Source organism: Paenibacillus sp. S02 (assembly GCF_019454065.1).
Lineage (GTDB): Bacteria > Bacillota > Bacilli > Paenibacillales > Paenibacillaceae > Paenibacillus > Paenibacillus polymyxa_B.
On record NZ_CP073682.1, the window covers coordinates 1640488 to 1665183 of the forward strand.

General features: G+C 43.8%; 28 protein-coding genes. 17 read left to right on the plus strand and 11 right to left on the minus strand.

The window, feature by feature from the left end:
- Nucleotides 1-4 precede the first annotated feature (4 nt).
- On the plus strand, nucleotides 5-565 hold the full coding sequence (locus KAI36_RS07160; protein WP_220027379.1) for a GNAT family N-acetyltransferase: 561 nt from the start codon (nucleotides 5-7) through the stop codon (nucleotides 563-565).
- Nucleotides 566-567: 2 nt separating this feature from the next.
- On the opposite strand, the gene KAI36_RS07165 is transcribed toward KAI36_RS07160, so the two are convergent.
- Nucleotides 568-909, minus strand: a complete 342-nt coding sequence (locus tag KAI36_RS07165; protein WP_220027380.1) for a GIY-YIG nuclease family protein — start codon at nucleotides 907-909, stop codon at nucleotides 568-570.
- A gap of 33 nt (nucleotides 910-942) precedes the next feature.
- Complete coding sequence (locus KAI36_RS07170) at nucleotides 943-1701, minus strand: DUF2087 domain-containing protein (RefSeq protein ID WP_220027381.1); 759 nt, start codon at nucleotides 1699-1701, stop codon at nucleotides 943-945.
- 208 nt (nucleotides 1702-1909) lie between these two features.
- Between KAI36_RS07170 and KAI36_RS07175 the strand changes: the two genes are divergently transcribed.
- The 5 genes from KAI36_RS07175 (at nucleotide 1910) to KAI36_RS07195 (ending at nucleotide 4560) form a co-directional block, all read left to right on the plus strand.
- Nucleotides 1910-2398 carry a HEAT repeat domain-containing protein gene (locus tag KAI36_RS07175; RefSeq protein ID WP_220027382.1) on the plus strand — a complete coding sequence of 163 codons (489 nt, stop codon included), beginning with the start codon at nucleotides 1910-1912 and terminating at the stop codon, nucleotides 2396-2398.
- Nucleotides 2399-2559: 161 nt separating this feature from the next.
- Nucleotides 2560-3072: a hypothetical protein gene (locus KAI36_RS07180; RefSeq protein ID WP_220027383.1), complete on the plus strand. Its 513-nt coding sequence runs from the start codon at nucleotides 2560-2562 to the stop codon at nucleotides 3070-3072.
- Between the two features lie 74 nt (nucleotides 3073-3146).
- Entirely contained in the window at nucleotides 3147-3947 is an 801-nt protein-coding gene (locus KAI36_RS07185) for a barstar family protein (RefSeq protein ID WP_220027384.1), read from the plus strand.
- 28 nt (nucleotides 3948-3975) lie between these two features.
- Nucleotides 3976-4260 carry a hypothetical protein gene (locus KAI36_RS07190; RefSeq protein WP_220027385.1) on the plus strand — a complete coding sequence of 95 codons (285 nt, stop codon included), beginning with the start codon at nucleotides 3976-3978 and terminating at the stop codon, nucleotides 4258-4260.
- An 84-nt stretch (nucleotides 4261-4344) separates the two neighbouring features.
- Entirely contained in the window at nucleotides 4345-4560 is a 216-nt protein-coding gene (locus tag KAI36_RS07195; RefSeq protein WP_220027386.1) for a hypothetical protein, read from the plus strand.
- A 74-nt stretch (nucleotides 4561-4634) separates the two neighbouring features.
- Here the strand turns inward: KAI36_RS07195 and KAI36_RS07200 are convergent, their stop codons facing one another.
- The gene (locus KAI36_RS07200) at nucleotides 4635-4856 is read right to left on the minus strand and encodes a helix-turn-helix domain-containing protein (RefSeq protein WP_220027387.1); all 222 of its coding nucleotides are present in this window, start codon (nucleotides 4854-4856) and stop codon (nucleotides 4635-4637) included.
- 344 nt (nucleotides 4857-5200) lie between these two features.
- Between KAI36_RS07200 and KAI36_RS07205 the strand changes: the two genes are divergently transcribed.
- Entirely contained in the window at nucleotides 5201-5605 is a 405-nt protein-coding gene (locus KAI36_RS07205; protein ID WP_220027388.1) for a hypothetical protein, read from the plus strand.
- Between the two features lie 41 nt (nucleotides 5606-5646).
- Here KAI36_RS07205 and KAI36_RS07210 read toward each other — a convergent pair whose 3' ends face one another.
- Both KAI36_RS07210 and KAI36_RS07215 read right to left on the minus strand, forming a co-directional pair.
- Entirely contained in the window at nucleotides 5647-5952 is a 306-nt protein-coding gene (locus KAI36_RS07210; protein ID WP_220027389.1) for a hypothetical protein, read from the minus strand.
- 182 nt (nucleotides 5953-6134) lie between these two features.
- A complete protein-coding gene (locus KAI36_RS07215; protein WP_220027390.1) occupies nucleotides 6135-7406 on the minus strand; it encodes an MFS transporter in 1272 nt (423 codons plus the stop codon).
- 708 nt (nucleotides 7407-8114) lie between these two features.
- On the opposite strand from KAI36_RS07215, the gene KAI36_RS07220 reads away from it, so the two are divergent.
- The 3 genes from KAI36_RS07220 (at nucleotide 8115) to KAI36_RS07230 (ending at nucleotide 12980) form a co-directional block, all read left to right on the plus strand.
- Nucleotides 8115-11006 carry a 2-oxoglutarate dehydrogenase E1 component gene (locus tag KAI36_RS07220; RefSeq protein WP_220027391.1) on the plus strand — a complete coding sequence of 964 codons (2892 nt, stop codon included), beginning with the start codon at nucleotides 8115-8117 and terminating at the stop codon, nucleotides 11004-11006.
- Between the two features lie 5 nt (nucleotides 11007-11011).
- Nucleotides 11012-12310, plus strand: a complete 1299-nt coding sequence (gene odhB, locus KAI36_RS07225) for a 2-oxoglutarate dehydrogenase complex dihydrolipoyllysine-residue succinyltransferase (RefSeq protein ID WP_220027392.1) — start codon at nucleotides 11012-11014, stop codon at nucleotides 12308-12310.
- Between the two features lie 139 nt (nucleotides 12311-12449).
- Nucleotides 12450-12980, plus strand: a complete 531-nt coding sequence (locus KAI36_RS07230) for a YfiT family bacillithiol transferase (RefSeq protein ID WP_220027393.1) — start codon at nucleotides 12450-12452, stop codon at nucleotides 12978-12980.
- A gap of 95 nt (nucleotides 12981-13075) precedes the next feature.
- Here KAI36_RS07230 and KAI36_RS07235 read toward each other — a convergent pair whose 3' ends face one another.
- The 4 genes from KAI36_RS07235 to mnmL form a co-directional block, all read right to left on the minus strand.
- The gene (locus KAI36_RS07235; protein WP_220027394.1) at nucleotides 13076-14083 is read right to left on the minus strand and encodes an alpha/beta fold hydrolase; all 1008 of its coding nucleotides are present in this window, start codon (nucleotides 14081-14083) and stop codon (nucleotides 13076-13078) included.
- A gap of 25 nt (nucleotides 14084-14108) precedes the next feature.
- Complete coding sequence (locus KAI36_RS07240) at nucleotides 14109-15083, minus strand: type I phosphomannose isomerase catalytic subunit (RefSeq protein WP_023987749.1); 975 nt, start codon at nucleotides 15081-15083, stop codon at nucleotides 14109-14111.
- Nucleotides 15084-15252: 169 nt separating this feature from the next.
- Nucleotides 15253-15834 (minus strand): tRNA 5-(aminomethyl)-2-thiouridylate-methyltransferase MnmM, encoded by a 582-nt coding sequence (gene mnmM / locus KAI36_RS07245; protein ID WP_220027395.1) that lies wholly within the window; start codon nucleotides 15832-15834, stop codon nucleotides 15253-15255.
- Nucleotides 15835-16788: a tRNA modification radical SAM protein MnmL/YtqA gene (mnmL, locus tag KAI36_RS07250; protein WP_071640041.1), complete on the minus strand. Its 954-nt coding sequence runs from the start codon at nucleotides 16786-16788 to the stop codon at nucleotides 15835-15837.
- A 307-nt stretch (nucleotides 16789-17095) separates the two neighbouring features.
- Here mnmL and KAI36_RS07255 point away from each other — a divergent pair, with 307 nt between their 5' ends.
- Both KAI36_RS07255 and trmB read left to right on the plus strand, forming a co-directional pair.
- Nucleotides 17096-17293, plus strand: coding sequence for a hypothetical protein (locus tag KAI36_RS07255; RefSeq protein ID WP_013309373.1), 198 nt, complete (start codon nucleotides 17096-17098; stop codon nucleotides 17291-17293).
- Nucleotides 17294-17397: 104 nt separating this feature from the next.
- Complete coding sequence (gene trmB, locus KAI36_RS07260; RefSeq protein ID WP_023987752.1) at nucleotides 17398-18111, plus strand: tRNA (guanosine(46)-N7)-methyltransferase TrmB; 714 nt, start codon at nucleotides 17398-17400, stop codon at nucleotides 18109-18111.
- A gap of 40 nt (nucleotides 18112-18151) precedes the next feature.
- Here trmB and KAI36_RS07265 read toward each other — a convergent pair whose 3' ends face one another.
- Nucleotides 18152-19285, minus strand: coding sequence for an MGDG synthase family glycosyltransferase (locus tag KAI36_RS07265; protein WP_023987753.1), 1134 nt, complete (start codon nucleotides 19283-19285; stop codon nucleotides 18152-18154).
- A 51-nt stretch (nucleotides 19286-19336) separates the two neighbouring features.
- Nucleotides 19337-19864, minus strand: coding sequence for a phosphatase PAP2 family protein (locus KAI36_RS07270; protein ID WP_013309376.1), 528 nt, complete (start codon nucleotides 19862-19864; stop codon nucleotides 19337-19339).
- Between the two features lie 610 nt (nucleotides 19865-20474).
- Here KAI36_RS07270 and KAI36_RS07275 point away from each other — a divergent pair.
- The 5 genes from KAI36_RS07275 to KAI36_RS07295 all read left to right on the plus strand — a co-directional run bounded on the left by KAI36_RS07275 (nucleotide 20475) and on the right by KAI36_RS07295 (nucleotide 24568).
- Nucleotides 20475-21713 (plus strand): glycosyltransferase family 2 protein, encoded by a 1239-nt coding sequence (locus tag KAI36_RS07275; protein ID WP_025722412.1) that lies wholly within the window; start codon nucleotides 20475-20477, stop codon nucleotides 21711-21713.
- 309 nt (nucleotides 21714-22022) lie between these two features.
- Nucleotides 22023-22520 (plus strand): translation initiation factor IF-3, encoded by a 498-nt coding sequence (gene infC / locus KAI36_RS07280; protein ID WP_013309378.1) that lies wholly within the window; start codon nucleotides 22023-22025, stop codon nucleotides 22518-22520.
- A gap of 20 nt (nucleotides 22521-22540) precedes the next feature.
- Complete coding sequence (gene rpmI, locus KAI36_RS07285) at nucleotides 22541-22741, plus strand: 50S ribosomal protein L35 (protein ID WP_013309379.1); 201 nt, start codon at nucleotides 22541-22543, stop codon at nucleotides 22739-22741.
- Between the two features lie 52 nt (nucleotides 22742-22793).
- Nucleotides 22794-23153, plus strand: a complete 360-nt coding sequence (gene rplT / locus KAI36_RS07290) for a 50S ribosomal protein L20 (RefSeq protein ID WP_007429517.1) — start codon at nucleotides 22794-22796, stop codon at nucleotides 23151-23153.
- Between the two features lie 377 nt (nucleotides 23154-23530).
- Complete coding sequence (locus KAI36_RS07295; RefSeq protein ID WP_023987755.1) at nucleotides 23531-24568, plus strand: BMP family lipoprotein; 1038 nt, start codon at nucleotides 23531-23533, stop codon at nucleotides 24566-24568.
- The last annotated feature ends 128 nt before the right edge of the window (nucleotides 24569-24696 follow it).

A 24696-nucleotide genomic window follows, 5' to 3' on the forward strand; every position in this document is an offset into this window, starting at 1 on the left:
GATAATGTCAATGGAAACGTTTCCGATTTTAGAAACCGATAGGCTTCATTTAAGACAGCTTACAGTAGGGGATGCGGAGGATGTGTTCGGCTATTTCTCCAAGGATGAGGTCACACAATATTATGACTTGGAAAGCTTTACAGAGGTAGAGCAAGCCGAAAAATTTATTCGTTCGATGCTAACCAGATATGAGAAGCAAGAGGGCTTTCGTTGGGGGATTACGTTAAAAGAAGCTCCTGAGCGGATCGTGGGTACAATTGGATTTCATAACTGGCAGAAGAAGCACTCCCGTATTGAAATCGGCTATGAGCTGGCACCGGAATATTGGCGGCAAGGTCTGATGACAGAAGCAATGAAGGTGGTCGTGAATTATGGCTTTCATTTGCCGCATGTTCACCGTATAGAAGCCTTCATTGATCCAGATAACGAAGGCTCCAGACGGCTACTACTCAAAAGTGGCTTTACTAAAGAGGGTCACCTGAGAGACTATTTTTATGAAAAAGGTCAGTTTGTCGACGCTGTTATTTTTGGCTACCTTCGGAAGGAGTTTTCCGTGGATCGGTAAGTTTACAAATATCCCTTGTCTCCGTATGGCTGGAGTCGATCAAGCCAGGTCTGCTCCAGCTTTGTCAGTGCATCTTTGACATCAAAGAACGCTGAGTCCTTTTTCTTCAAAACGTCCAGCACTTCAAATTCAAACGAATCTTCGCCATACTCATACCATTCCTGTTGCAGTTGTTTATTCTTAAATCCACCCATGTTCAGCTCAAAACGTCGTCCATTTAGCGACTTTAAATTCGGCGTGGAAGAGACGAAAATTTTCCCATTACGTGTATTTCGAATGCAATAGATTCCTGCCTCTGTCTTCATCTCCATGTACTGCTGCACCAATTCTTTTCTTCGATTCATTGTCGAATCCTCCTATTGTATAAACGTTGAGATTCAAGATTCCTTCAACCAATATTCACTGCCATCCGGCTTACGATCCAATAGATTGTATTCAATCATATATCTTCGCACCGTGACATAATCGTCATATACTTCCTGTAAAATCGCATTGATATCCTTCTCATGATATATTTGTCTCTTTACAAAACGGCCCGCAATTTCACGCAGCACAATCAACTTGTGCTTTTCTTGCATTTTAAAGGTCTTTAGGCGTTCGTCCGTCCCATTCGGAAAATACTTCGTGAGTACCTTTTGCCGTTCGTCTTCCGTAATGTTGTAGCGTTCGTCCACCATCCGTGCTCCTATGGGTACTTCTACAATGGTGGGAGCGTGGCGGTCTTTCTCCTTTAGCAGCTCCATTAAAGTGAGAAATACCTTGGCCTGCCGTTCTTTTTCTTTGAGACCAAAGCGATGATTGCGTATGGTGGATGCGCTACCGATTCCGGTTTCCTTTTGAATATCCGCATCGCCCATGCCTTGATAGAATAACTGAAGCAACCGATTCTGATGATCCGTCAGTCCGGTTAACTTTTTGTCCAGGCCGATTAAATAGTCAAAGACTGAACCATACGTCCGCTCAATATGAAGGCGCATGTACCTCTCGGCATCATAAAATACCCCTTGATCCTGATATATGATGCCTTGCTCATATCGCTGTCCGTCCAACAGGCAAATTACCTGCTCTCCTTGGCGAATATATCCACGCTTCAGTTCTTCGATACCAGCATTCCAGAATAGTTCGGAATGATCCATTTTAGCAAACACCTCAATTAAATGATGATTATTTTATAGACAATATAACATTTTGTTTATTTTAAATCAATGAGTGGATATCTCTTTAGGGTCTCGACAATGTTCGCTATATACAAAAGAGACATAGGATTGTTATCATATGTAAATTGTTGAATTGCATTAAGACTGGATAGTTGCTATATATTGTAATACGGTGGGGTGGTAGACTATGAACAAAATGCGTTTAGAAGAAGTCATAGAAAGTGGAGATTTAAAGGAAGCGGTAAGGATTATAGAGGATGTGGTTGAAAAGTTGGATCATACATTCACTCCAATATTATTGAGATATTTAGCAACGACGGATAGTGTATTGCTAAGAAATGCAATCGCCATAACGTTAGCTGATCTAGGAGACAGTGAAGCGGTGTTACCTCTTATCGACTTATTAAGAAATCCAAAGACCAAGGGGAATAGAGGAACACTGTTATATGCTTTAGAATTTTTTGATGTATCTACTCATGTTGTGGTGCTGGTAGATTTACTGGATGATACCTTTGAAGCGAGTAGACAATCCTATCAACTGATAAGTAACGTACAAGATAAAATTACTAAGGCGCAAAAGGACATATGTAGACAAATCATAAGAAGAAAGCTAGCCGATTATAAAAACAAATATAAGCGTGACTTTTTGCTGGAATCTTTAGAACTTTTTACATGATTCTTTATTAGAGAGGTTTGGTTGGAGTGCTGAAAAAAGCTGTTTTATTCGTGATCGTCATTGTAATTGCATATACAGTTGTATCCATTACAACAGGAAGTCCAATAAAAAGAGTCCAATTTCGGAGCAATGTCACTGACTACCTACATAAAACGTACACTATGAACTGGAAAATTGATTCAGTTGATTATGATTTTAAGAATGATAAATTTATAGCAAATGTGATCTCTGGCTCAGGGATTTCTTTTTTGGTGGATGAAGACTATTATGGGAAAATGATGGATAACTATGCCTGTTCTATTTGGATGGATGAGATAAAAACTGGCGTGACCAAAAAAGCAAAGGAAGTTACAGGATCAGATGCCGAAGTGATAGTAGATATATATAGTCTTGGAAGTCATACTATAATATACCGCGATGAAATTCCAAGCTATTCTACTGTTAGCCGAGCCTTCTCATCAAACGCTACAATTCTTATTAAAGGTAACTTTTCAGCCACTCATTATCTTCAAGAAATGTTGGAAATAAAGCAGTGGATTGTTGAAAAGAAGTATGATGCTTCGTTAACATTTAAGTCTGAGAAGGGGAAAATTTATTTTGCAGTACCTGCAGAAGATCTGAAAAAAATTAAAAAGCCAGAGGATCTCAATCCTTATCGGCTTCAAAATAATTGATTATTCTACCCAAGAAGCTAAAAGTGATGCCTTAAAATGCTACATTCCTTAAAATTATTGTGAGGAGATATGATATGAAATATAGATTTGCTTTCATTGACGATGAAAGTGGGCTCACAGTTGGCTATTGTAGAGATGTGGTTGGTTTAACGGGTGATATCATTGTCGAAACATATGAAAAGGTCATTTTTGAGCAATTTGTATTTAACGAAGAATTCATAGAAAACATAACAAAGACAAAACAATCTGTATACAACTTGTACATTGCTATTTTAAATGATGAAGAAAAAGTGATTGGAAGCTATTATTATCATCTACCTGAATCCTACATAATCCATAAACTGAATTGCAATAAAGGAAACTTCAATCTAGAGTTAACAGGTATACTTGAAACGAAGCCCTCCCCTGTGGAATTAAGATTATGGGAGTTTTTAAAGGGTGCTCAGTCGCTTGAAAATAATATATGGCAAGGCTTTTCTAAAGAAGAACGGTCCGGGTGGCTAAACGTGACTAGAATACATTCTGCATCTAATCAATTTGCCAGACTGGATAAACGAGGAGAAGTCTACACCTTAGACGGCGAATACATATCTGATTTTACAACATTTTTTATAGCACTTGGTGAAGCGATTAATGGGCCCGGAGGGTACTATGGATTTAGCTTGGACAGTATATCGGACTGTCTCTGTGGAGATTTTGGGACAGTAGGACCGTTCACGATCCATTGGAAAAACGCACAATATTTCTTGGTAAGATTCGAGGAAGAATGGGATCAAGAAGAGAGATGTTATGGATTTTCACCACAGCAATATTTTATGGATCTTTTAACGATCTTGGTATCAGGCGGTGTTACCGTGAATTTTTCTTCGAATTAAGATAGCTAAGCAAGAAGGGATTTTTGAAATGGAATATAAATTAATGCAACCACCTTTTGACATGAAAGAATACTCTGAAATGAGTAAAAACGAAGCTAAAAAACATTTTAATTGGTTTAAACAGCAAATACCTTCGCGTTTAGAGCAACTTGGCGCATTTTCACAGATACATCTGGATTACACTGATCGTTCGCTCATAGATATTTGGGAATGGTATCTAGGGAATATACAGATTCAAAGTAAAAGTGCTTCAGAATTAGAAGAGGAGCATCCAGAGACTGAAGAATGGTTGAAGAGCTATATATATATATGAAAAAAACTCGACACAAAGTCTCAAGCTTTTACACTGGATATTGCCATTTATCTAGGAGAGGTTGTAAAAAGTAATCACAGTGGGTTGAACTGGGGAGTTGTTTTTAAACCAAAGTCTTATATTAGCGTAAATCGTCCTGTTATCACTGGTTTGACTAAGGAAACAGATGTGGATGTGATCAGGATTACATCGAATAAAATGTTTGCAGTTTTAAAGGGACAACATAACCCTAATGCTTTATTTGATATTTATCTACATGGAAAGAGTTTATTTGAAATCGCCGATAGGAAGGGATTATGATCTTCTAACCTAATTTAGTGGGAAGATCGGTGAAAAATTTGAATATTATACAAAGAACAGAGAGCCGTAACATGTTAACGGCTCTCTTCGTCGTCTTCCGGCAAGTATTCGATCAGTTCACCAGGGAGTACACCAAGGGTTTTACAAAGAGTATTCAAGGTTGGAAAGTCAATTCGGGCATTTGCGTTGGAGGCCAAAGCTTTAACCGTATTCCTATTAATTCCCGTAATAGAAACAATATCTTTCTGTTCGAGTCCACGGTCTTTCATAATTTTATCAAGAGAAAATCTAATCACAACAATTCCTCCAAAAGTAATCAAGTAAACTAGTTGACATGTATAGAATAGAAGCGTATATTTATAAATAAGTAATCTAGTTAACAAGATTATAAGTAAACTAAGTTGATGCCTTCATAGTATCAAAATGCTTTAAAATTAGCAACAGTTACTATTTTGATAATCCTAAACAAATAAATGCGTGAGGAGGCTTAAAAACTGTATAGAAGTTTCCGTGAAAAATGCATATAACAACGATTTGAATTATTATAAGTGGTTTTTAAAATGGATAAATTGTAATTACAGGTTAATATTTCATCGAACTAAGCTGTGATAAATGGGCAAAAGGAATGGAGCGAGGATATATGACAGAATGGGTAATGGGATTGGAACGGGTATCCATGGTTCAGGGGCCGTATGATTCACCTCATATATATGAGATATGCGAAGGGGTTCTGTATGACCATCAATACTTCTTTTACCTCGAAAATGGCATACTGTGTTTGCGCCATGTGAAGAAGGTGGAGCAATCATATCATACGCATCTTTACCTAGATGGAGAGAGCGGAGGCTTGCAACTGGCAGAGGGTGTACAAGGGGAAGTTATGCAAGTTGTCACGGAGATCATCGAACGCTTACGCGCCAAGGATGGACTGACATTTTTATTCGATGAACTGCTGTGGCTACATGGTAGGGGACCCATTGAATTAAACCTTTTCAATAAGAAGGATGAAGTGACCCCAAGTGGCAGACAACTTGCTACGAAATAAATGATTCTTATGCTCTATATCATGGAACTTGTAGAAAAAAATTATGATTTCAGTGAATGTACCAGTTGTTGACTGATGGAAATGATCGGATACCGAATCAATATGGTCAATTCCACCACAACAGCATCAACAGAGGGAGTAAATCCAAAATCATCTCCCAATAATATGTTTTGCTGCTGCTTTGATGAAGGAAATTCCGGTTCATCCAAGCCATATTGTTCTTTGAATCTCTCTTTCGTTTCATGATCTATGACAAGGTTATCCTGTGCAAAGGTATAGCAGTTAGGAACACTTAACTGTATTAAAAGAAGTAATGCAACGGGTATAAGCACTTTTTTGCTTTGCATGGTTAGCTCCTAGGTTTTCCGTTTTTGACCTCTTAACTTTTGTATCTACCATAATTGCATGTACTTGTGGAGCATTTGAGAGGAGATATGATGAAGCCACTTCTGCACTGGATTCGGAGGCAGAAGTGGCAATTCAACAATCACTGGCGGAATGGTCTGCTGTATGACTTTTTTTAATTTGCCTATAAAGATTCCTGAAGAGCCTTGGAAGAAGTGCTGTAATCAGCATAACGGGGAAGCACAATAGTATAGTATATTCCTACAATAACGGTACAGACCCCAACTAATAAAAACAAGACTTCAATTGAAATAAATGAAGGAAAGCTTACAGCAATGAAACCTAATGTAAGAGACTGGGACAGCATCATTAACGGATTAATCAAACCTTGCACACGTCCCATCATTTGAGGATCTACAATACGAGGAAGCCATCCTCCTATGCCAATGTTAATGAACGGAAGTATCAGTGCAATGACAAAGTTGATAATCAGAAAAGCATAGAGGTGGTTAACAAATCCAAGTATGCACATACCTATTCCGGCTACCAGAACTCCCGCTGCAATCATTTGGTGTAGCTTTAGCTTGGCGGAGATGAGAGATGCGATTAGGGTACCAAGCAACACACCAGCTCCAAAAATAATACCTGTCCAAACCATATACTGCTCATAGTTGCCTGGAGCTAGCTTATATTTAAGAATAAACATCGGTAAAACGCTAAATCCACCATTTAAAATACCAAACATAAAAAAGCCTGAAACCAACCAAAGCAATAGTCTGTTGCGTAATATGTAAAGAAACCCTTGTTTAAAATCGATCATGACAAGTTTGAATTTTAATTGTTTGAATTGATGTGCCCCGTTCGGAAGGCGTACTTCCTTTGGAATTTTGCAGGAACGAATAAGCAGTGCAGACACAATAAAAGAAATAGCATCAATTAGGATGGCTCCAGTAATTCCAAAGTGCCAGTAGACGACGGCCCCCAGAGTTCCTCCAAATAACATGAAAAGACTCCCCATCATTTGATTGAGGCCTGCGGCAATAGTGTAATCATCTTCGTTTAATATTCCCTGTATAATGGCACTTTCGGCTGGGAAGAAAAATTTGGAGGCAGCACTACGGATGAAGAGGAGGGCAAATATCAAAGGGATCGAATCGACCCAAATAAAAATAAGCAAACATAAGGATAAAAAAGCGCTGATCCAGTCACAATTTACAGCAATTTTTTGTCTATCCATCCGATCTGCCAGCACTCCAACCACGAGAAAAACTACCAGCATGGGGAGCGAATACATTAACTCGGCAAGCGTTGCATAATAAGGCTGATTTGTAAACCGTTTCAACAAATAAAACATGAATGCAGTAACCCCGATAATTCCTCCCATTTGTGAGGCGAAGGTTGCCAGAAAAAACCTGACATAATTCTTGTTTCTGAGTACTTGTTTTAATCCAGTCACAGTTCCATCCCTTTCGCTTTCAAAGCGGTTTTTAGATGCCTAATTAAAATAATAGTGAAAAGTAGGAATATTGTACAGAAAAGTGACTTTAATGTCACTTTAAGTTTGAATTTGCATCGTATCAGACCCTCTGCCTTTTAAATTCTGCTGTTAACGATAATCACAGGGGGGTGGACTGGGAAGTTGTTTTCAAAATGGTTTGGCGTAGTATGAGGAGCAACATAAACTAAAATAACCAGCCGTCGGTTGATATCCGACGGCTGGTTATTTTAGTTGCCAGGTGTTTGATTCCTGACTCACAAATGGGTGTCAATCTTCAATCTTAAATGAAGCTAAATCCTCGCCATTTGTAGCGCTCTCTTTTTTATACCAGTCAAAGTTTTTCTTCTTTTTGTGGAATGGCTTCTTTTAATTGTCCGATATGTTGTCTGAAATAATCCATACGGTAATCGTCTATAATGAGGATGTAAGAATTACAGAATAGCCCGATTCATCTCATTTACGCATGGATATGTTGAGAAAAAGGAAATGCTCATAGCTAGAAAACTTTATACAATGGAAGAGGAATAAGAATTGTGAAATTCGACTTTTGATGAAGGATTTCATATAATGTGAGCATATTGTGAACAACTTAAATTGAAGACTTAATAAAAAATGAAAATGATTTCCGTCCAGCTATGAATTTCAAAATTTGACGGAGGGAACGAGATGACAATGGAAGAGAGCAGCAGACAGATACCTTGGCAGGCGTATTACGGACCTAATCTAGGTTATGTGCAGGACCAGTATGAAAAGTATGTAGCGGACCCCGGAACGGTTGATCCGGCTTACCGCGAGCTGTTTGATCAATGGGGTGAGCCGCCACAATCCGAATACTCGGCTGCTTCCATGATAGACAACAAATTGCAAGGCCCCCCCACAAGTGCTTTGGGGCACCTTGATTCGAACACATTGCAGAAAGCGGTTACAGCGGGGAAAATGGTGTGGAATATCCGTGAATACGGACATTTAGCCGCCCAAATCGATCCGCTGGAACTGGATGCAGAGCAGGATACACGCTTGCTTAATCCAGCATCTTACGGTTTAACTGAACAAGACTTAAAGGCTTTTCCAGCCTCTTTAATATGGGATAACGCTCCTGCGGGAACACTTAACGGATGGGAAGCCATTCAACGGTTACGTGTAGCATACACAGGTCCGATTGCCTATGAATTTAGTCATATTCATAACGAGGAGGAACGCCGCTGGCTGAACAGCTATGCAGAATCCGGCTGGTCCTCCAAGCCACTCACAACACAGGAACGCAAGTCGTTGCTGGGCAGATTGGTAGAAGTAGAACAGTTCGAAGAGTTTTTGCACAAAACATTCGTCGGACAGAAACGTTTTTCCATCGAGGGTAATGATGTGCTTGTCCCTGTTCTCGACGAGATTATTCGTCTAACCACAAATGCAGGAGCAAGTCATGTCCTGATGGGTATGGCGCATCGCGGCCGTTTGAATGTACTGGCACATGTGCTGGGCAAGCCTTACAGTAAAATTTTCTCTGAATTTCATCATTCGCCGAATAAAGATTTGATCCCGTCGGAAGGTTCCACAGGAATTAACTACGGCTGGACTGGCGATGTGAAATATCATCTGGGTGCTGATCGTTTTGTAAAAGATGGGGGAGCAGTGCAAGCCCGTCTGACATTGGCAAATAACCCGAGTCACCTGGAATATGTAAATCCGGTAGTACAAGGATTTTCACGAGCTGCACAGGAAGACCGCAGTGAGGCTGGTTATCCGAAGCTGGATGTGAGCAAGGCAGCTACAATTATTATGCACGGTGATGCGGCTTTCCCGGGTGAAGGTATCGTGGCAGAATCACTTAATTTCACCAATTTGCGTGGCTTCCGTAATGGAGGCACGGTCCATATTATTGTGAATAATCGTCTGGGTTTTACAACGGAAAGTGTCGATTCCCGTTCGACCCGATATGCCAGTGATCTGGCTAAAGGCTATGAAATTCCAATTGTGCATGTGAACGCGGATAATCCCGAAGCTTGTATTGCAGCTGCTCGTATGGCTGGCGAATACCGCAATCGTTTCAAGAAGGATTTTCTGATTGATCTGATTGGTTACCGTCGTTATGGTCACAATGAATCCGATGACCCGGAAACAACACAACCACTGGTATATCGTAAGGTGAAGAATCATCCGACCGTGAGCAAATTGTATACTCAAAAGCTGATGAAGCAGGGGGTTGTGGATGAAGCGTTTAGTACCGGCCTTATTGAAAAGGTCCAAACCAGACTGAAGGAAGCGCATGAGCATGTGAAGAATCAACCGGAACAAGAGCCGGAAATGACACCTGTGAAGGCGAAAAAGAATCAGAATTCTATGGTACGTACTGCAGTGGAATTGAAAAAGCTGCGCCAAATCAATGAAAACTTGCTCAAATGGCCACAGGCTTTTCATGTATATCCGAAGCTGGATCGAATTTTACAGCGTAGAAAAACCGCTCTGAACGAGGGAGAAAAGGTAGATTGGAGCTTGGCGGAGACGTTGGCTTTGGCCACCATTCTCGCAGACGGCAAGCCTATTCGTATGACAGGTCAGGATGCGGAGCGAGCTACATTTGCACACCGTAACCTCGTGCTGCATGAGCCTGAAACAGGCCGTACACATTGCCCGTTGCATACATTGCCAGAAGCACGTGCTTCGTTCAGTATTCATAACAGTCCATTGTCTGAGGCATCTGTCCTCGGCTTTGAATACGGCTATAACGTGTATTCTCCTGAAACGTTAGTGATTTGGGAAGCGCAATTCGGCGACTTTGCCAACTGTGCACAGGTTATTTTTGACCAATTCATTTCTGCAGGCCGTGCCAAATGGAGACAGAAATCCAGTCTGGTGATGCTGTTACCGCATGGTAGCGAAGGACAAGGACCAGAGCACACGAGCGCACGTCTGGAGCGTTTTCTCCAGTTGTCCGCACAAAATAACTGGACTGTCGCTAATTTGAGCAGTGCCTCACAGTATTTCCATCTGCTGCGCCGTCAGGCTGCATTAAGCGAAAGTGAGGAAGCCCGTCCGCTTGTGATGATGTCGCCGAAGAGCCTGATTCGTAATAATCGTGTCGCTTCGCCTGCTTCTGAATTCAGTGAAGGAGCATTCCGTCCTGTATTGGAACAGCCTGGTCTGGGGGCACGTCCGGATCGTGTAGAGCGCATTGTACTGTGCAGTGGCAAGATTGCCATTGATCTCGAAGAAGCATTGGAAAAGGATAAGAATGAGGCAGAAGAGCGTCTGCATATTATTCGTGTGGAGCAGTTATACCCTTTCCCGGAAGAGGAAATTCGGAATATTTTCGGCCGCTTCCCGCATGTTAAGGAGTTTGTATGGGCTCAGGAAGAACCTAAAAATATGGGAGCTTGGAGTTACATGGAACCTCGTCTGCGGAATGTTGTGCCACAGGGAGCGGAAATTCGTTACGCAGGCAGACCAGATCGTTCAAGCCCGGCCAGTGGTTATCAGCAAGTACACAGCCTAGAACAACAGCGAATTATTCAATCGGCGTTGAAGCAGGATTCCAAAAACAATATTACACTCGGGAGGTAGCGGCTGTGAGCGATATTATAGTGCCAGCAATGGGAGAATCCATCACGGAAGGAACAATCTCCAAATGGCTTGTGAAGGAAGGGGATTCCGTAGGACAGGGAGATGTTCTACTAGAGCTGGAAACCGATAAGGTCAATCTGGAAATTAGTGCGGAAGAAGCAGGTGTGGTCCAGAAAATCCTTCGTCAGGAGGGTGATACTGTGGTCATCGGTGAAGCTGTTGGCTTGATCGGAAGCGGCAGTGGTGGTGCGGAATCAACCGGTGCTGGAGAAGTTGCAGCGACTCAAGCGCCTGAAGCACCGTCCGTAGCGACTTCACCGTCTTCCGTAGGAGGCGGCGTTAAAGCAGAAGAAAAGTCTGCACCGCCTATTTCATCGAATGGCGACGGGAATGGCCAGACGGCATCACCATCCGCCCGGAAGTTGGCGCGTGAGCGCGGGATTGATCTTGAGCAGGTACAGGGAAAGGACCCGCTCGGACGTGTTTTCCAGGAGGACGTAAAAACGCATAACAGCGCTGAAGTGTCACGTACAGCATCTGTACCTGCGTCTCCCTCTACTAGCAAGCCTGCGCCTACGTCTCCAGCTCAAACGGAGTACAGCAAGCCTGTGGAACGTCAGCGGATGTCTCGACGCAGAGCGACGATCGCTAAGCGTCTTGTTGAAGCACAGCAAACAGCTGCCATGCTCACCACTTTTAATGAAGTGGATATGACCGCCATTCTCGATGTGCGTAAACGCCGTAAAGATAAGTTTAAGGAAAAACATGATGTAGGCTTGGGTTTTATGTCCTTCTTTACAAAGGCAGTGGTTGGTGCACTCAAGCGCTTCCCTACCGTGAATGCAGAAATTAATGGCGATGATATCGTACTGAAAAAATACTATGATATCGGGATCGCTGTATCTGCCAAGGAAGGTTTGGTCGTGCCAGTTGTAAGGGATGCTGATCGTCTCGGCTTTGCTGAGATCGAGAAGAGCATTGCAGATTTGGCTGGCAAAGCACGCTCCAATTCGCTTTCTCTGGCTGACTTGCAAGGTGGAACTTTTACCATAACCAATGGAGGTATTTTCGGTTCCCTGCTGTCTACGCCAATTCTCAATACGCCACAAGTGGGTATTTTGGGAATGCATAAAATTCAACTTCGCCCGATTGCCATCGACGAGGAACGTATGGAAAATCGTCCGATGATGTATATCGCGCTGTCCTACGATCACCGGATTATTGATGGTAGTGAAGCGGTTCGTTTTCTGGTAACGGTCAAAGAATTGCTGGAAGATCCGGAATCATTGTTACTGGAAGGATAAAATAAATCGGGCAAGTGTATCTCCTCTTTACGTGTATGAAAAAAGCAGACTCTTGCGAGTCTGCTTTTTTTCCTGCATAGTTATAACATAAGGCAACTGATATGACAGGCAGTAGATGTAGAGAAGGGAGGGAACTGTTTTGGACAAAGACTTGCGCTATCCGATAGGATCATTCGTTGTTCCAGATACCATTACAGAAGAACAGCTTATCGCATGGATTCACGACATTGCTGAATTGCCTGCACGGCTGCGTCAGGCGGTCCAAGGACTGAATGAGCAGCAGCTAAATACGCCTTATCGCGAAGGGGGCTGGACGATTCGGCAGGTAGTTCATCATGTGGCAGACAGCCATATGAACAGCTATATCCGTTTTAAGCTGGCACTGACGGAGGACACGCCGACGATCAAGCCATATGATGAGGGGCGTTGGGCCGAAATACCAGACGCCAGGGAGCTTCCACTGGAACCTTCGTTGCAATTGCTAGAAGGACTGCATGAACGGTGGGTGACCGTGTTGCGATCGTTGGGAGAGGATCAGCTACACCGATCGTTTATTCATCCTGAATCGGGCCAGACGATCCGCCTGGAACGAAACATCGGCATCTATGCCTGGCATGGCAAACATCATACAGCTCATATTACTTCCTTGAGAGAACGAAATGCATGGTGATTTTTAAAACTATACCCGAATGAAATATAAAGGAATAAAAAGAAACCTTCAATCCCACTTTAATCGTGGTTTTAAAGGTTTCTTTTCTTATTTCCTCACAAGGCTGATGACTTGGGCGAGGTTGATTGTCCGGGTGCCTCGGAGTCTCCAGACAATGCGGAAACAGAGGTCACCTCTGTGTTAACATGACGGTCGAGCCAGTCCACGATGTCACTCATCACCTCTTCGCGGTTTGTTTCATGAAGCATCTCATGGCGACCGTCAGGATAGAGGCGATATTCGATGTCCTGAAGCTCTAGGCTTCGATACATTTCCACTAGTGACAACACACCCTTACCGAATAAACCCACTGGATCACGATCCCCGGCAAAAATATAAACTGGCAGTTTGGGATTGATGTGTTTCAGCGAGGAAGGCCAGTGGATTTCTTGCAATAGCCTGAAAAAATCCAGAAAAAAGCCTGTCGTGCAAATAGCTCCACATAATGGGTCGTGCACGAACTGATCCACTTCCTCAGGATCACGGGACAGCCAGTCAAACGCTGTACGAACCGGACGAAAGGCACGGTTAAAGCCGCCAAAGACCATGGCGTTGAGCAGCATGCTGCGATGATCCATTCCTTGTAGCTTGGCTTGCAGTAGAGCAACTTGCTCTCCGAGTTTTAGGAGACCACGTCGTCCGTTGGTTCCCGATAAAATAAACCCGTGATACGTTTGCCGATCATCATACATAATTTTCTGGGTTAAAAAGGACCCCATGCTGTGACCCAGCAAAAAACGAGACTGATCAGGGAATTCCTTAGCCGCAATTTCGCCTAGCTCCAGCATGCCGTTTGCCATTCGATTAAACGCATTAGCTCCCGGCATACCCAGCTTATCAGGATCACCAGCCGTACGCCCGTGACCGATATGATCGTTGGCATACACACCATAACCGCAACCAGTAAGCTTTTCGGCCAGTCGAATGTAGCGATAGGATGTCTCGCACATACCATGCGAAATTTGAACAATCCCCTTAATGGGCAAATTCTGATCAGGCAACCAGCGGTAGGCAAAAAGCTCTGTTCCGTCATTTTCAGCGATGGTGAAGGTGTATTCCCGCATAATTAGACATCACATCCTTTAAGCTTTAAGGAAGATAAGATCTAAGTACGGTCATTCCGTCATTCAGCGTGTAACCGCTCAGGTTAGCGGGCAACAGGAAGCAATCTCCAGCTTTACAGGAAAGAGACTCGGTATTATTGTTCCATGTTATGGTCCCACTGCCTTCACAAATCACGAGAATGGTGAAGCTGTCTTCCGTTGTAGAAAGTGCCCAACTTCCATCTACGATACCCTTTTCCACAACAAAATACTCACAGGCTGCCAGCTGGAGCCATTTTCCAGGCTGTAAGCCGTCCGTTTTCATCGTTGTTGCGCCTGCACCTTCGTAGGAGGTTACATTAAGGGAATCCTCGATATGCAACTCACGAGGCTTGCCGTCCAGTCCGGGGCGGTTGTAGTCATATAAGCGATAGGTAGTATCCGAATTTTGCTGGATTTCAGCAACGACAACGCCTGCACACAGTGCATGTACGGTTCCGGCGGGGATGAAGAACGTATCGCCTGCTTCGACTGGAACCTGGCGCAAACTGCCGAGGATATCCCCACTTTCAAGAGCTGTGCGCAGACTCTCGCGGGTTACACCTTCGGTCAGACCATAAATAATCTTGGCATCTGGCTTGGCATCAAGCACGTACCACATTTCAGTTTTCCCTAATTCTCCGGCTGGGAGTCCTGCGTAATCATCTGTCGGATGCACCTGAACGGATAAGTCATCATTACAATCCAGTAGTTTGATCAAAAGTGGGAATCGTCCGCCTTTTTCCGATACACCCTTGGCCCCGAGCCAATCCTGCCCGTAGGTCTCGCGGATTTCATCCAGTCCTTTGCCTGCCAGCTCACCATTGATGACCGTTGTTGTTCCGTTTGGATGATCGGCAATCATCCATCCTTCCCCGATATGTCCTTCTGGTGGGGTTAGACCAAATTGCTCTAAGGCCCGTCCTCCCCAAACTCTCTCTTTGAACTCAGGTTGAAATTGCAGCGGGTATGGCTTTAGCATAATTTCTCTCCTCCATAATGAGTAATGAGTGCGACCTAACAGAATAGGGAAATCAATAACGTGCCGCTGGGGCAATAAACTGAGATGAATAGCGCCCGAACGAGCTTGAAAAATGATATATGTAAGGCGGCTAAAAAAGCCGCTCATAACCTGAGTTTAAAATCCGACATTATTTCTTTTCAACCGCCACTACGTAAGGCGAAGCGGCTCGTTGTAATTGACGATAAATAATGCTTTGACCGCTGGAGACCGGGAGAGCTGAAGCCCATTGAAGGACGGCTTCTGCTTCTTCGCTGCCTCCAGCATGCCCTGGATAGAGTACGGCAGTCAGAATGCCGCGTGGTCGCAGCAATTGTAAGGCAGCATCAAGTGCGACGAGCGTGCTGTCTGTATGCGTGATGACAGTCGGATCGGCGCCTTCGGATGGCAAGTAGCCGAGGTTAAACATGACCGCAGCGACTTTGCCATGCAGCATGTCTGGAACGGCCTCCCGCATTTGCTCATGACCTTGTAGCAGTAGCGATACTTCTGCTAATGAAGGCGAAGCGTTTTCTTCCAGTCGACGACGGGCGCAATGCAGTGCTTCTTGCTGGATGTCGAAGCCATAGACACGGCCCCGTTTGCCAGTAGCTTTTGCCAGAAACAACGTATCTGTTCCTGTGCCGACGGTGGCGTCTATAGCAGTATCGCCTGGCTGCACCCGCGCAGCCACCAATTGATGAGCGTAGCTCAGGACGGATAGGAACCCCATTTAAGGTTGCCTCCAGTATTTTCCCTGCCACGTTTCACGTGACTTCAGTTCATGATCGATGGCATTAAGCACTTCCCATTTTTTAAGCGACCACAGGGGTCCCACTAGCAAATCGCGTGGGGCATCTCCGGTTAACCGATGAACGATCATTTCGGGAGGTAAAAACTCCAGCGTATCAACTATCAGCTTAACGTATTCGTCCTTTTCCAGAAAGCGTAGCAATCCCGCTTCATACTGCTTGACCATGGGCGTTTTGCGCATGAGATGCAGCAGGTGGATTTTGATGCCCTGCACATCCATAGCTGCTACTGCACGTCCCGTATCGAGCATCATTTCATGCGTCTCTTGGGGCAGACCATAAATAATGTGGGCGCACACGCGGATATTCCTCTTGCGCAGCTTTTCCACCGCATCCAGATAGCATTGAGTATCATGAGCACGGTTAATCAGCTCTGAGGTCGATTCATGGACAGTTTGCAGACCCATTTCGACCCACAGGTACGTGCGTTCGTTTAGCTCGGCAAGGTAATCCACTACATCGTCAGGCAGGCAATCAGGACGTGTAGCGATGGACAGACCGACAACGCCGGGCTGCTCCAGAATAACCTCAAAGTATTCTCGCAGTTCCTCAACCGGGGCATACGTATTAGTGTAGGCTTGGAAATAGCCAATATATTTGGCGTTTGGCCATTTTAGATGCTGCCGATCCCGAATCGTATTGAACTGGGTGACCAGATCATCACGACGACGCCCAGCAAAATCACCCGATCCGCGTGCGCTACAAAAGGTGCAACCCCCCTTAGCGATGGAACCATCGCGATTCGGACAGGTAAAACCCGCATCCAGCATGACTTTGAACACTTTATTTTGAAATTGCTCACGCATTTCGTAATTCCAAGTATGGAACCGTTTATCTCCCCACAGGAGAGGAGCAGGCAATAAATCTGTTTTCATGGGTGTACTCCTTTTTTTACGATCACCCTATTGTAACAAAAATCAGTCTTCATTGGGAATCATTTGACCGAACAAGTCAATAAAATGTGCGGATTTTATGGCGTTGCGGATTGAAAAAGGTTACACAATGTGTTATATTGTAAGCGGTACCAGACATACAATAAAAAGGACTGTTTTCGATCCTGAAGATAAAAGTTATCCGCTGCTAATGATTATTCTTCAGGGAGGCAGCTATGCTGTTTCTATCGCCTGTTTTAGGGTAAGTGCACGTCGGTTCCATCACAAATAACCCGTGAGGTGATCTTTTATGAATGCGCAGGATAAGACGCGTATGGATAAAGTTACTGTTGAGTTAACCTTTGATGAGGCGTTGGCATTGACTGGTGTCCGTTTTGGGCAGGATCGTCAGATTGGAACGACCGCACGTCAAAAAATCAGAGCGGCTTGCCAAAAGACAATTGATTTTTCACCTGCTGATGGGGTAGACTATGAACAATTAAATTAGTTGGACCCCAATCCAAATATATTGAAAAAGGAATTTCATTTCCGTATCTTCAAGCGGGGGTGAAATTCCTTTTTCCTTGATAACAGAGTATATGGAGGAGTAACATGCGTTTACGCGGAAGAAAAGGAATACGGGAAAGTCTGGAAGAACAGCAGGACCTAGTCATCTTGGAGCCAGCACAGTATAAGGGGAAATGGCAGCAGGTTTTTGGTAATGATCGTCCCATTCATGTGGAATTCGGTATGGGTAAAGGGCAATTTATAAGCCAAATGAGCTTCCGGAATCCGGAGGTTAACTATATTGGCTTTGATATGTATGATGAGCTGGTTCGCCGTGCAACAGAAAAGTCTCGTCTGGCCTGGAGTAATTCAGAGGTTGATACGCCGCCTAATATCAAATTGGCACTGGCAAACATTGAACAGATTGAGAATGTTTTTGAACCAGGAGAGATTGAACGCATTTATCTGAATTTTAGTGATCCCTGGCCTAAAGCCAAGCATGCACGTCGTCGTTTGACGCATCCGCGTTTTTTGGACAAGTACCGTCAGCTTTTGAACAGCAAAGGACAAATTCATTTTAAGACCGATTCGGAGACACTGTTTGAGTTTTCTCTGAATTCGTTTGCCGATAGCGGTTTACAGATGACGAATATTTCGTTAAACCTTCATCGTGAGGGGATCAACGAGGAGCATGTCATGACGGAATATGAACAAAAGTTCATGGGCAAAGGTATGAATATTCATCGAGTCGAGGTGTTGATCGGCAAAGATGCTTTGGAAGAGTACGGAAAAACACGCCTTGAAAAGTATGGGAAATAAAAACAGATTAAACGGATAAAATAAGACAGGGTGCTTCCTTTTAGGAAAGCACCCTGTTCGGTTCCAGTATATCCAAAATACTCTGTGCGCTCTGAAGAGGATAATATCGCGCTACATTATGGACGTGCTCCTGTCGCTTGCGGACGATTTCTGGAAAATCGTGTAGCAGTCGGTTCATCCATTTAACGACAACATCCAGCGAAGTAATCGGTTCTCCGAAGCCTTGAGCCGTAAAGTATTGACAATTTTCCTCCTCCTGTCCAGGGAGAGGTTTGTGAAACAGCATCGGAATCCCTTTGGCCAATCCCTCGGTGCATGTCATTCCGCCGGGTTTGGTGATGAGCAGATTCGATACCTCCATTAATTTGTCGATTTCCCGTGTAAATCCGAAGATGTGAATATTTGGATGATTAAACCTAGGATCCAATTGCATTTTACGACGAATTTTATCATTATGCCCCAAACAAAAAATAAATTGAATGTTTTCTCTCCACTGAGTAAGCGAACGATGTATGACTTCGTCATTCATAAGGCCCCAGCCGCCACCCATAACGAGTACGGTCGGGATGGGTTTAAGTCCAAATTGTTCTCTAATTTCATCGTGCCCAGGATGTTCCCAAAAATTTGGATGAACGGGAATGCCGGTCACCTGGATTTTCGAAACGGGTACTCCGCGTGCACGCAGCTTACGCATGACTTCAGGCGTAGATACAAAGTACCGGTCAACCTCGGGACTAATCCATGTTCCATGTGCATCGTAGTCTGTAATGACAGTACAAAGCGGAACATGTAAGCCTAAGCGCTTCAAACGTGAAATTACCGCGCTTGGGATGGGATGAGTACATACCACCAAATCGGGACGAAGCTGCCGGAGAATGTTTCGGGTCTGCGTGTAGAACAGACGGTGCAAAGCGAGCGTTGTAAGACGGTTTAATGATTTTTTGTACTGATGACGGTAAACCAATCCGACTAGGCGAGGCTGCGATACAACAGTCTTCTTGTATGCTGTAATAATGAGCGGGGCCATTCTTGGATTCAAAAAACTCCCCAGCTCCAGCACTCTTGTCTGCACATTCGGAGAAAGCTTCCGCAAACTGCTTGAGAGCGCGTAGGCAGCTTGAGTATGTCCGGCACCGAAACCTTCCGATAATAATAACACTCGTTTTTTAGCCACTCTCATTTCACCTGTTCCTGCTGGGATGTTCTCAATCATACCATATCGGCTTTAAGGCCAGAATGCAACCGTTCCTATTGCTGCAGACGTTCCGATGACCGCTCCTGCGAGTACATCCGTTGGGTAGTGGAGACCCAGATAAATCCGAGAAAAACCTACAATTGTCGCTACAGGCAACAGCAGCAGTGTTAGCATCGGTGACTGTAGCATAAAAGGCACGGTAGCTGAAAAAATAGCGGTCGTGTGTCCTGAGGGAAAAGAATGGTCCGACAAGGGGTTGCGGAATGTATTTGTACCTGGTAGCGCCAAATACGGGCGAATCCGCGGATACAGCCTTTTAACGATAGCTACGGGGATGTGACTGACCCCGAGAGCGATGGCTCCCTTCATACCGGAATCTTTCCACGGATTCGGAGCGAGCCACCAAATGAGGAGTGTGGAGGCTATAGTAAAGGTAGCCCCACCTAAATGTGTGAGATAATAAAGCCAGAAGTTCAAAAAACGGTTGTGTAAGCGTCCGTTGATCCATTTGAACAACTGCTGCTCCAGATTTACAAGTTTTACGACTAGACGTTGCATTTGGTTTCCTCCGGTTGCCGGTTCAGGTCAGTCGGCAAATATTTTGAGTCATTTTGACATAATCAGACCATAAGTAATTATTCTCTTGCTCTCATCATATTTTTAAACGCTGTTCATTTCAAGAATCACTAAAGATTCATAACTTACTTGGTTCAATTCTACACAAAAATGTTAATGGAATATAAGCCAAATTGTATAACTTTCTTTGCGTTCATCCGTCTAATAAGATAGAGTGTTTAGAAGTGGTTGCTAATTGGCCCACAAAAAGGAGGGACCAAAGAAATAAAAAGTTAGCAAATGGATGAAAATAAGACCTAAGCGTCATGAATGAGAAGCCCAGCGCCGCATTCCCGGTTCAAACGGGAGTTTGTTGTGTTTTTTTGCTGCTGAGACCGGTTTAAGGGCTTTGACAAAAGATTGAAAACCAACGAAAATCGTAATGGCATTCCTGTGTCAGCCAAAAGGGGGCTGCGCACAGCCAATGAAGAAAGCAAGGGTCGGGTCAAAAACTACAGAAAAGGCGCGCAAAGCGCCGCAACTTGCGCTACACAGATAGAAAACAAACAAACGCAAGATTTTAAGGGGTATAAAAAGGGGGTAACAAGAGATCATGTTAGACGCTATTTTCGTGACGCTCCAGATCATACTGGCGGTGATCGCAGTCTATCAGTTTGCATTCTCCTTGTTCGGATTGGTTCGCAAGAAAAGGAAAGAGCACGCGGCTCCAGAAAAATCATTTGCCATTTTAGTCGCTGCCCACAATGAAGAACAGGTTGTCGGAGCATTGATGGAAAATTTGAAGCAACTTGATTATCCGAAGGAACTTTACGATGTGTTCGTAATCTGTGATAACTGTACAGATAAGACTGCGGACATCGTTCGCGCTCACGGCATGAATGCTTGTGAACGTACGAATCCGAATCTGCGTGGTAAAGGCTACGCTATTGAATGGATGCTCAAGGAATTATGGGCTATGCCGCGCCAATATGATGCCATTGTCATGTTTGATGCTGACAATTTGGCGCATACCAATTTTTTGAGTGAAATGAACAATGATCTGTGTACAGGTGCCCGTGTTATTCAGGGGTACATTGATACTAAGAATCCTGAGGATTCATGGATTACAGCGGCATACGGGGTATCTTACTGGTACATCAACCGTTTGTGGCAGCTGTCACGTCACAATCTGAACATGGCTAATTTCCTCGGTGGTACAGGCATGTGCTTTGAAACAAATCTGCTTAAGGAAATGGGCTGGGGTGCGACAAGTCTCGTAGAGGATTTGGAATTCACCATGCGCTGCACACAACGCAACGTATATCCAAGATTTAATTACGATGCCAAGGTATATGATGAAAAGCCGTTGACGTTCAAAGCTTCGTCCAGACAGCGTCTGCGCTGGATGCAAGGTCACTTTACGGTAGCTCGTCGTTATTTCTTCCCGTTGCTGTGGCAAAGTATCAAGCATAGAAGCCTGATTAAATTCGATATGGCTCTTTATGGTCTGAACGTGTATATCGTACTGCTCACCTTCTTGATGACAGTAGCGATGTGGATAGATATTGCGCTATTTGGTGGACCCAATATCGAAAATATTTATGTGCAATTCCCGGCTTGGACCGGTGTTATAGCTGTGGGTCTGAATATTGCTACCTTTGTGATCGCGATGATTTTGGAAAAGGTCACGTTCAAAAAAGTATATCTCTACCTGCTGCTATTCCCGGTATATTTGGTTTCGTGGTATCCGATTACGTTCTATGCGTTCTTTACACAGAACAATAAGCAATGGAGCCATACCCAGCATACGCGTGTCGTTCGCTTGGAAGAGGTTCAGAGTAAGCAAGGTTAATTGGACGGGGAAATAGGGCTAGAGATCGGTGTCACCAACTTTTACAAAAGTGTTGACACCTTGATTGCACCGTGATAAAATATTTGAGTATGTTAATTGAAAAGTATGGATTAACAAGTAGAAGGTCCGACTTCTCACCTGCCCGGTATTGCCGGCTGGTTATGATCCAATGATTTGTGAATTGAACTTTCATGATGAATTGAGTATCAGACAGGGATGTCGGCTGTGTAGTCGTCATCCCTTTTTTGTGCTTAAACACAATACAACAATAACAGGTTCTGGAGGTGGAGGGTTATTAGTAAGGAACATATGATCAATGATGAGATTCGGGTGAGAGAAGTACGTCTAGTTGGTGCGAATGGGGAACAAATCGGGATTACACCGACGCGTGAAGCTTTGCAAATGGCGATTGACGCAAACTTGGATCTCGTAAACGTGGCGCCTCAAGCGAAGCCGCCCGTGTGTCGGATTATGGATTACGGTAAATTCCGCTATGAGCAACAGAAGAAAGAAAAGGAAGCCCGTAAAAACCAGAAGATCGTTGACATCAAAGAGGTATGGTTCCGTTCCAACATCGAGGAACATGACTACCAAACCAAGTTTCGCAATGTGGTGAAGTTCCTGAATGAAGGGGACAAGGTGAAATGCTCCGTTCGTTTCCGCGGTCGTGAAATTACTCATGCTAATGTGGGTCAAAAAATTCTCGAACGTGTGAAATTGGAAGTTGCTGATCTTTGTACCGTGGAGCGCCAACCCAAGCTCGAAGGACGCAGCATGATTATGATATTGGCTCCAAAGAGTCAATGACAAATTAAGGAGGAAGTTCAATGCCTAAAATGAAAACACATAGCAGCCTTAAAGGCCGCTTCAAAATTACCGGTACTGGTAAAGTAATGCGTTACAAAGCTTACAAAAACCATTTGCTTTCCCACAAATCCAAACGTGCAAAACGCGTTCTGGGTACTAACCCTGAGATGGCACCTGGGGACGTTAAACGTCTGAAACAAGGTCTTGCTAACCTGAAATAGCACTAGCACTGCAATGAATGAAGTATAAACATTATTTGGGAGGTCTATTGATATGGCAAGAGTAAAGGGCGGATTCGTCGTTCGTCGTCGTCATAAAAAAGTATTGAAGCTTGCTAAAGGTTATTTTGGTTCCAAACACCGCATTTTTAAAACAGCTAACGAGCAGGTAATGAAATCGCTTGTTTACGCATACCGTGACCGTCGTCAGACGAAACGTAACTTCCGCAGACTGTGGATCGTGCGTATCAACGCAGCAGCTCGTTTGAACGGTTTGTCTTACAGCAAATTGATGCACGGCCTGAAATTGGCTGGTGTGGACATTAACCGCAAAATCTTGGCTGATCTTGCAGTCAATGATATTAATGCATTCAACTCTTTGGCAACTGTTGCTAAAGGCAAAATCAACGCTTAATTATTAATAATGAAGCGTGGAAACCGCGAAAGTGGTAAAAAGGTATCCCAAGCAGTACGCTGTGTAGGGATGCCTTTTTTTGTACATACTCAATGTTACGGTAAAGACTTCGTTTTCTCCAAAATACGAATAAATATGACGTGAGATGGAAGAATGTATGTTTTTTTTAACTTTGTAGCGCTTACATTGGTGGGATTTTAAAAAAAATTGACCCAAGGTTATTAATTGTCTAGATTTTAGCCGATCATAATTGTATAATCTCTAAAGTAAGTCTTCTGTACGATCTGTCTCGTCAGTAAATGACATGCATGAGCATGTACATGTTCAAAGAAAAGAGACAGTCCAGGGATCTAACACTAAGGGGGAACAGTATCAGCATGAAGAAAATGTTCAGTATGTCTTTGGTTATGCTGCTGGCGATCTCGGTCATTCTCGCAGGCTGCGGTAACAAAAATCAAGGTGCGTCCAACGCAAATGGTGGAGACACAGGTGGTTCTGCCAAAACATCAAATGTCCAAATCGGCATGGTTACAGATGTGGGTGGAGTAAACGACAAATCGTTTAACCAATCTGCTTGGGAGGCACTACAAGCCACTGAGAAAGAATCAGGCGCTAAAGTTAAATACCTGCAAAGTAAATCCGATCAAGATTATATTCCTAACCTGAACCAATTTGTTAAGGGTGATTTTAACTTGACTTGGGGAATCGGTTTTAATCTGGCGAATGCGATTGGACAAGTAGCGAAAGACAACCCAAGCAAAAACTTGGCCATCATTGACAGTGTCGTGGATGCGCCTAACGTGAAATCGGTTGTTTTTGCTGAAAATGAAGGTTCCTTCTTGGTGGGGGTTGTAGCTGGTAAACTTACCAAAACAAACAAAATTGGTTTTGTGGGTGGACAAGACAGCCCGTTGATCAAACGTTTTGAAAAAGGATTCGAAGCAGGAATTAAAGCTGTAAATCCAAATGCAAAATTGGAAGTTAACTATACAGGTGCATTTGATAAGCCGGACCTGGGTAAAGCAGCAGCTGCAACGATCTATAACAGTGGTGCGGATATTATTTTCCATGCAGCTGGCGGATCTGGTACAGGTGTATTCAACGAAGCGCTCGCACGTAAGCAACAAGGTCAGCAAGTATGGGTTATTGGCGTAGATAAAGACCAATCGCTTGAGTTTGGTGACGACGTAACATTGACTTCGATGGTAAAACGTGTAGATGAAGCTGTAAAACGCGTATCTAAAGAAGTAATTGACGGTAAATTTAAGGGCGGTGTCGAGACACTGGCTCTGAAGGATAATGGTATTGGTTTGGCAGACACATCAACGAAAAATGTACCTAAAGACGTGCTTGATCTTGTAGAACAATACAAGCAAAAAATTATTAAGGGCGAAATTACAGTTCCTTCGAAATAAGTTTTGGCTTGAAGAACATAGAGGTGGCGACAAGGCTGGTTCATAAGACTAGCCTTGTTCTTACGTCTGGAGTTATATGGATTATAACGGGCAAAATCAGCTCATTGGAGCACATACTATAAAGTGTA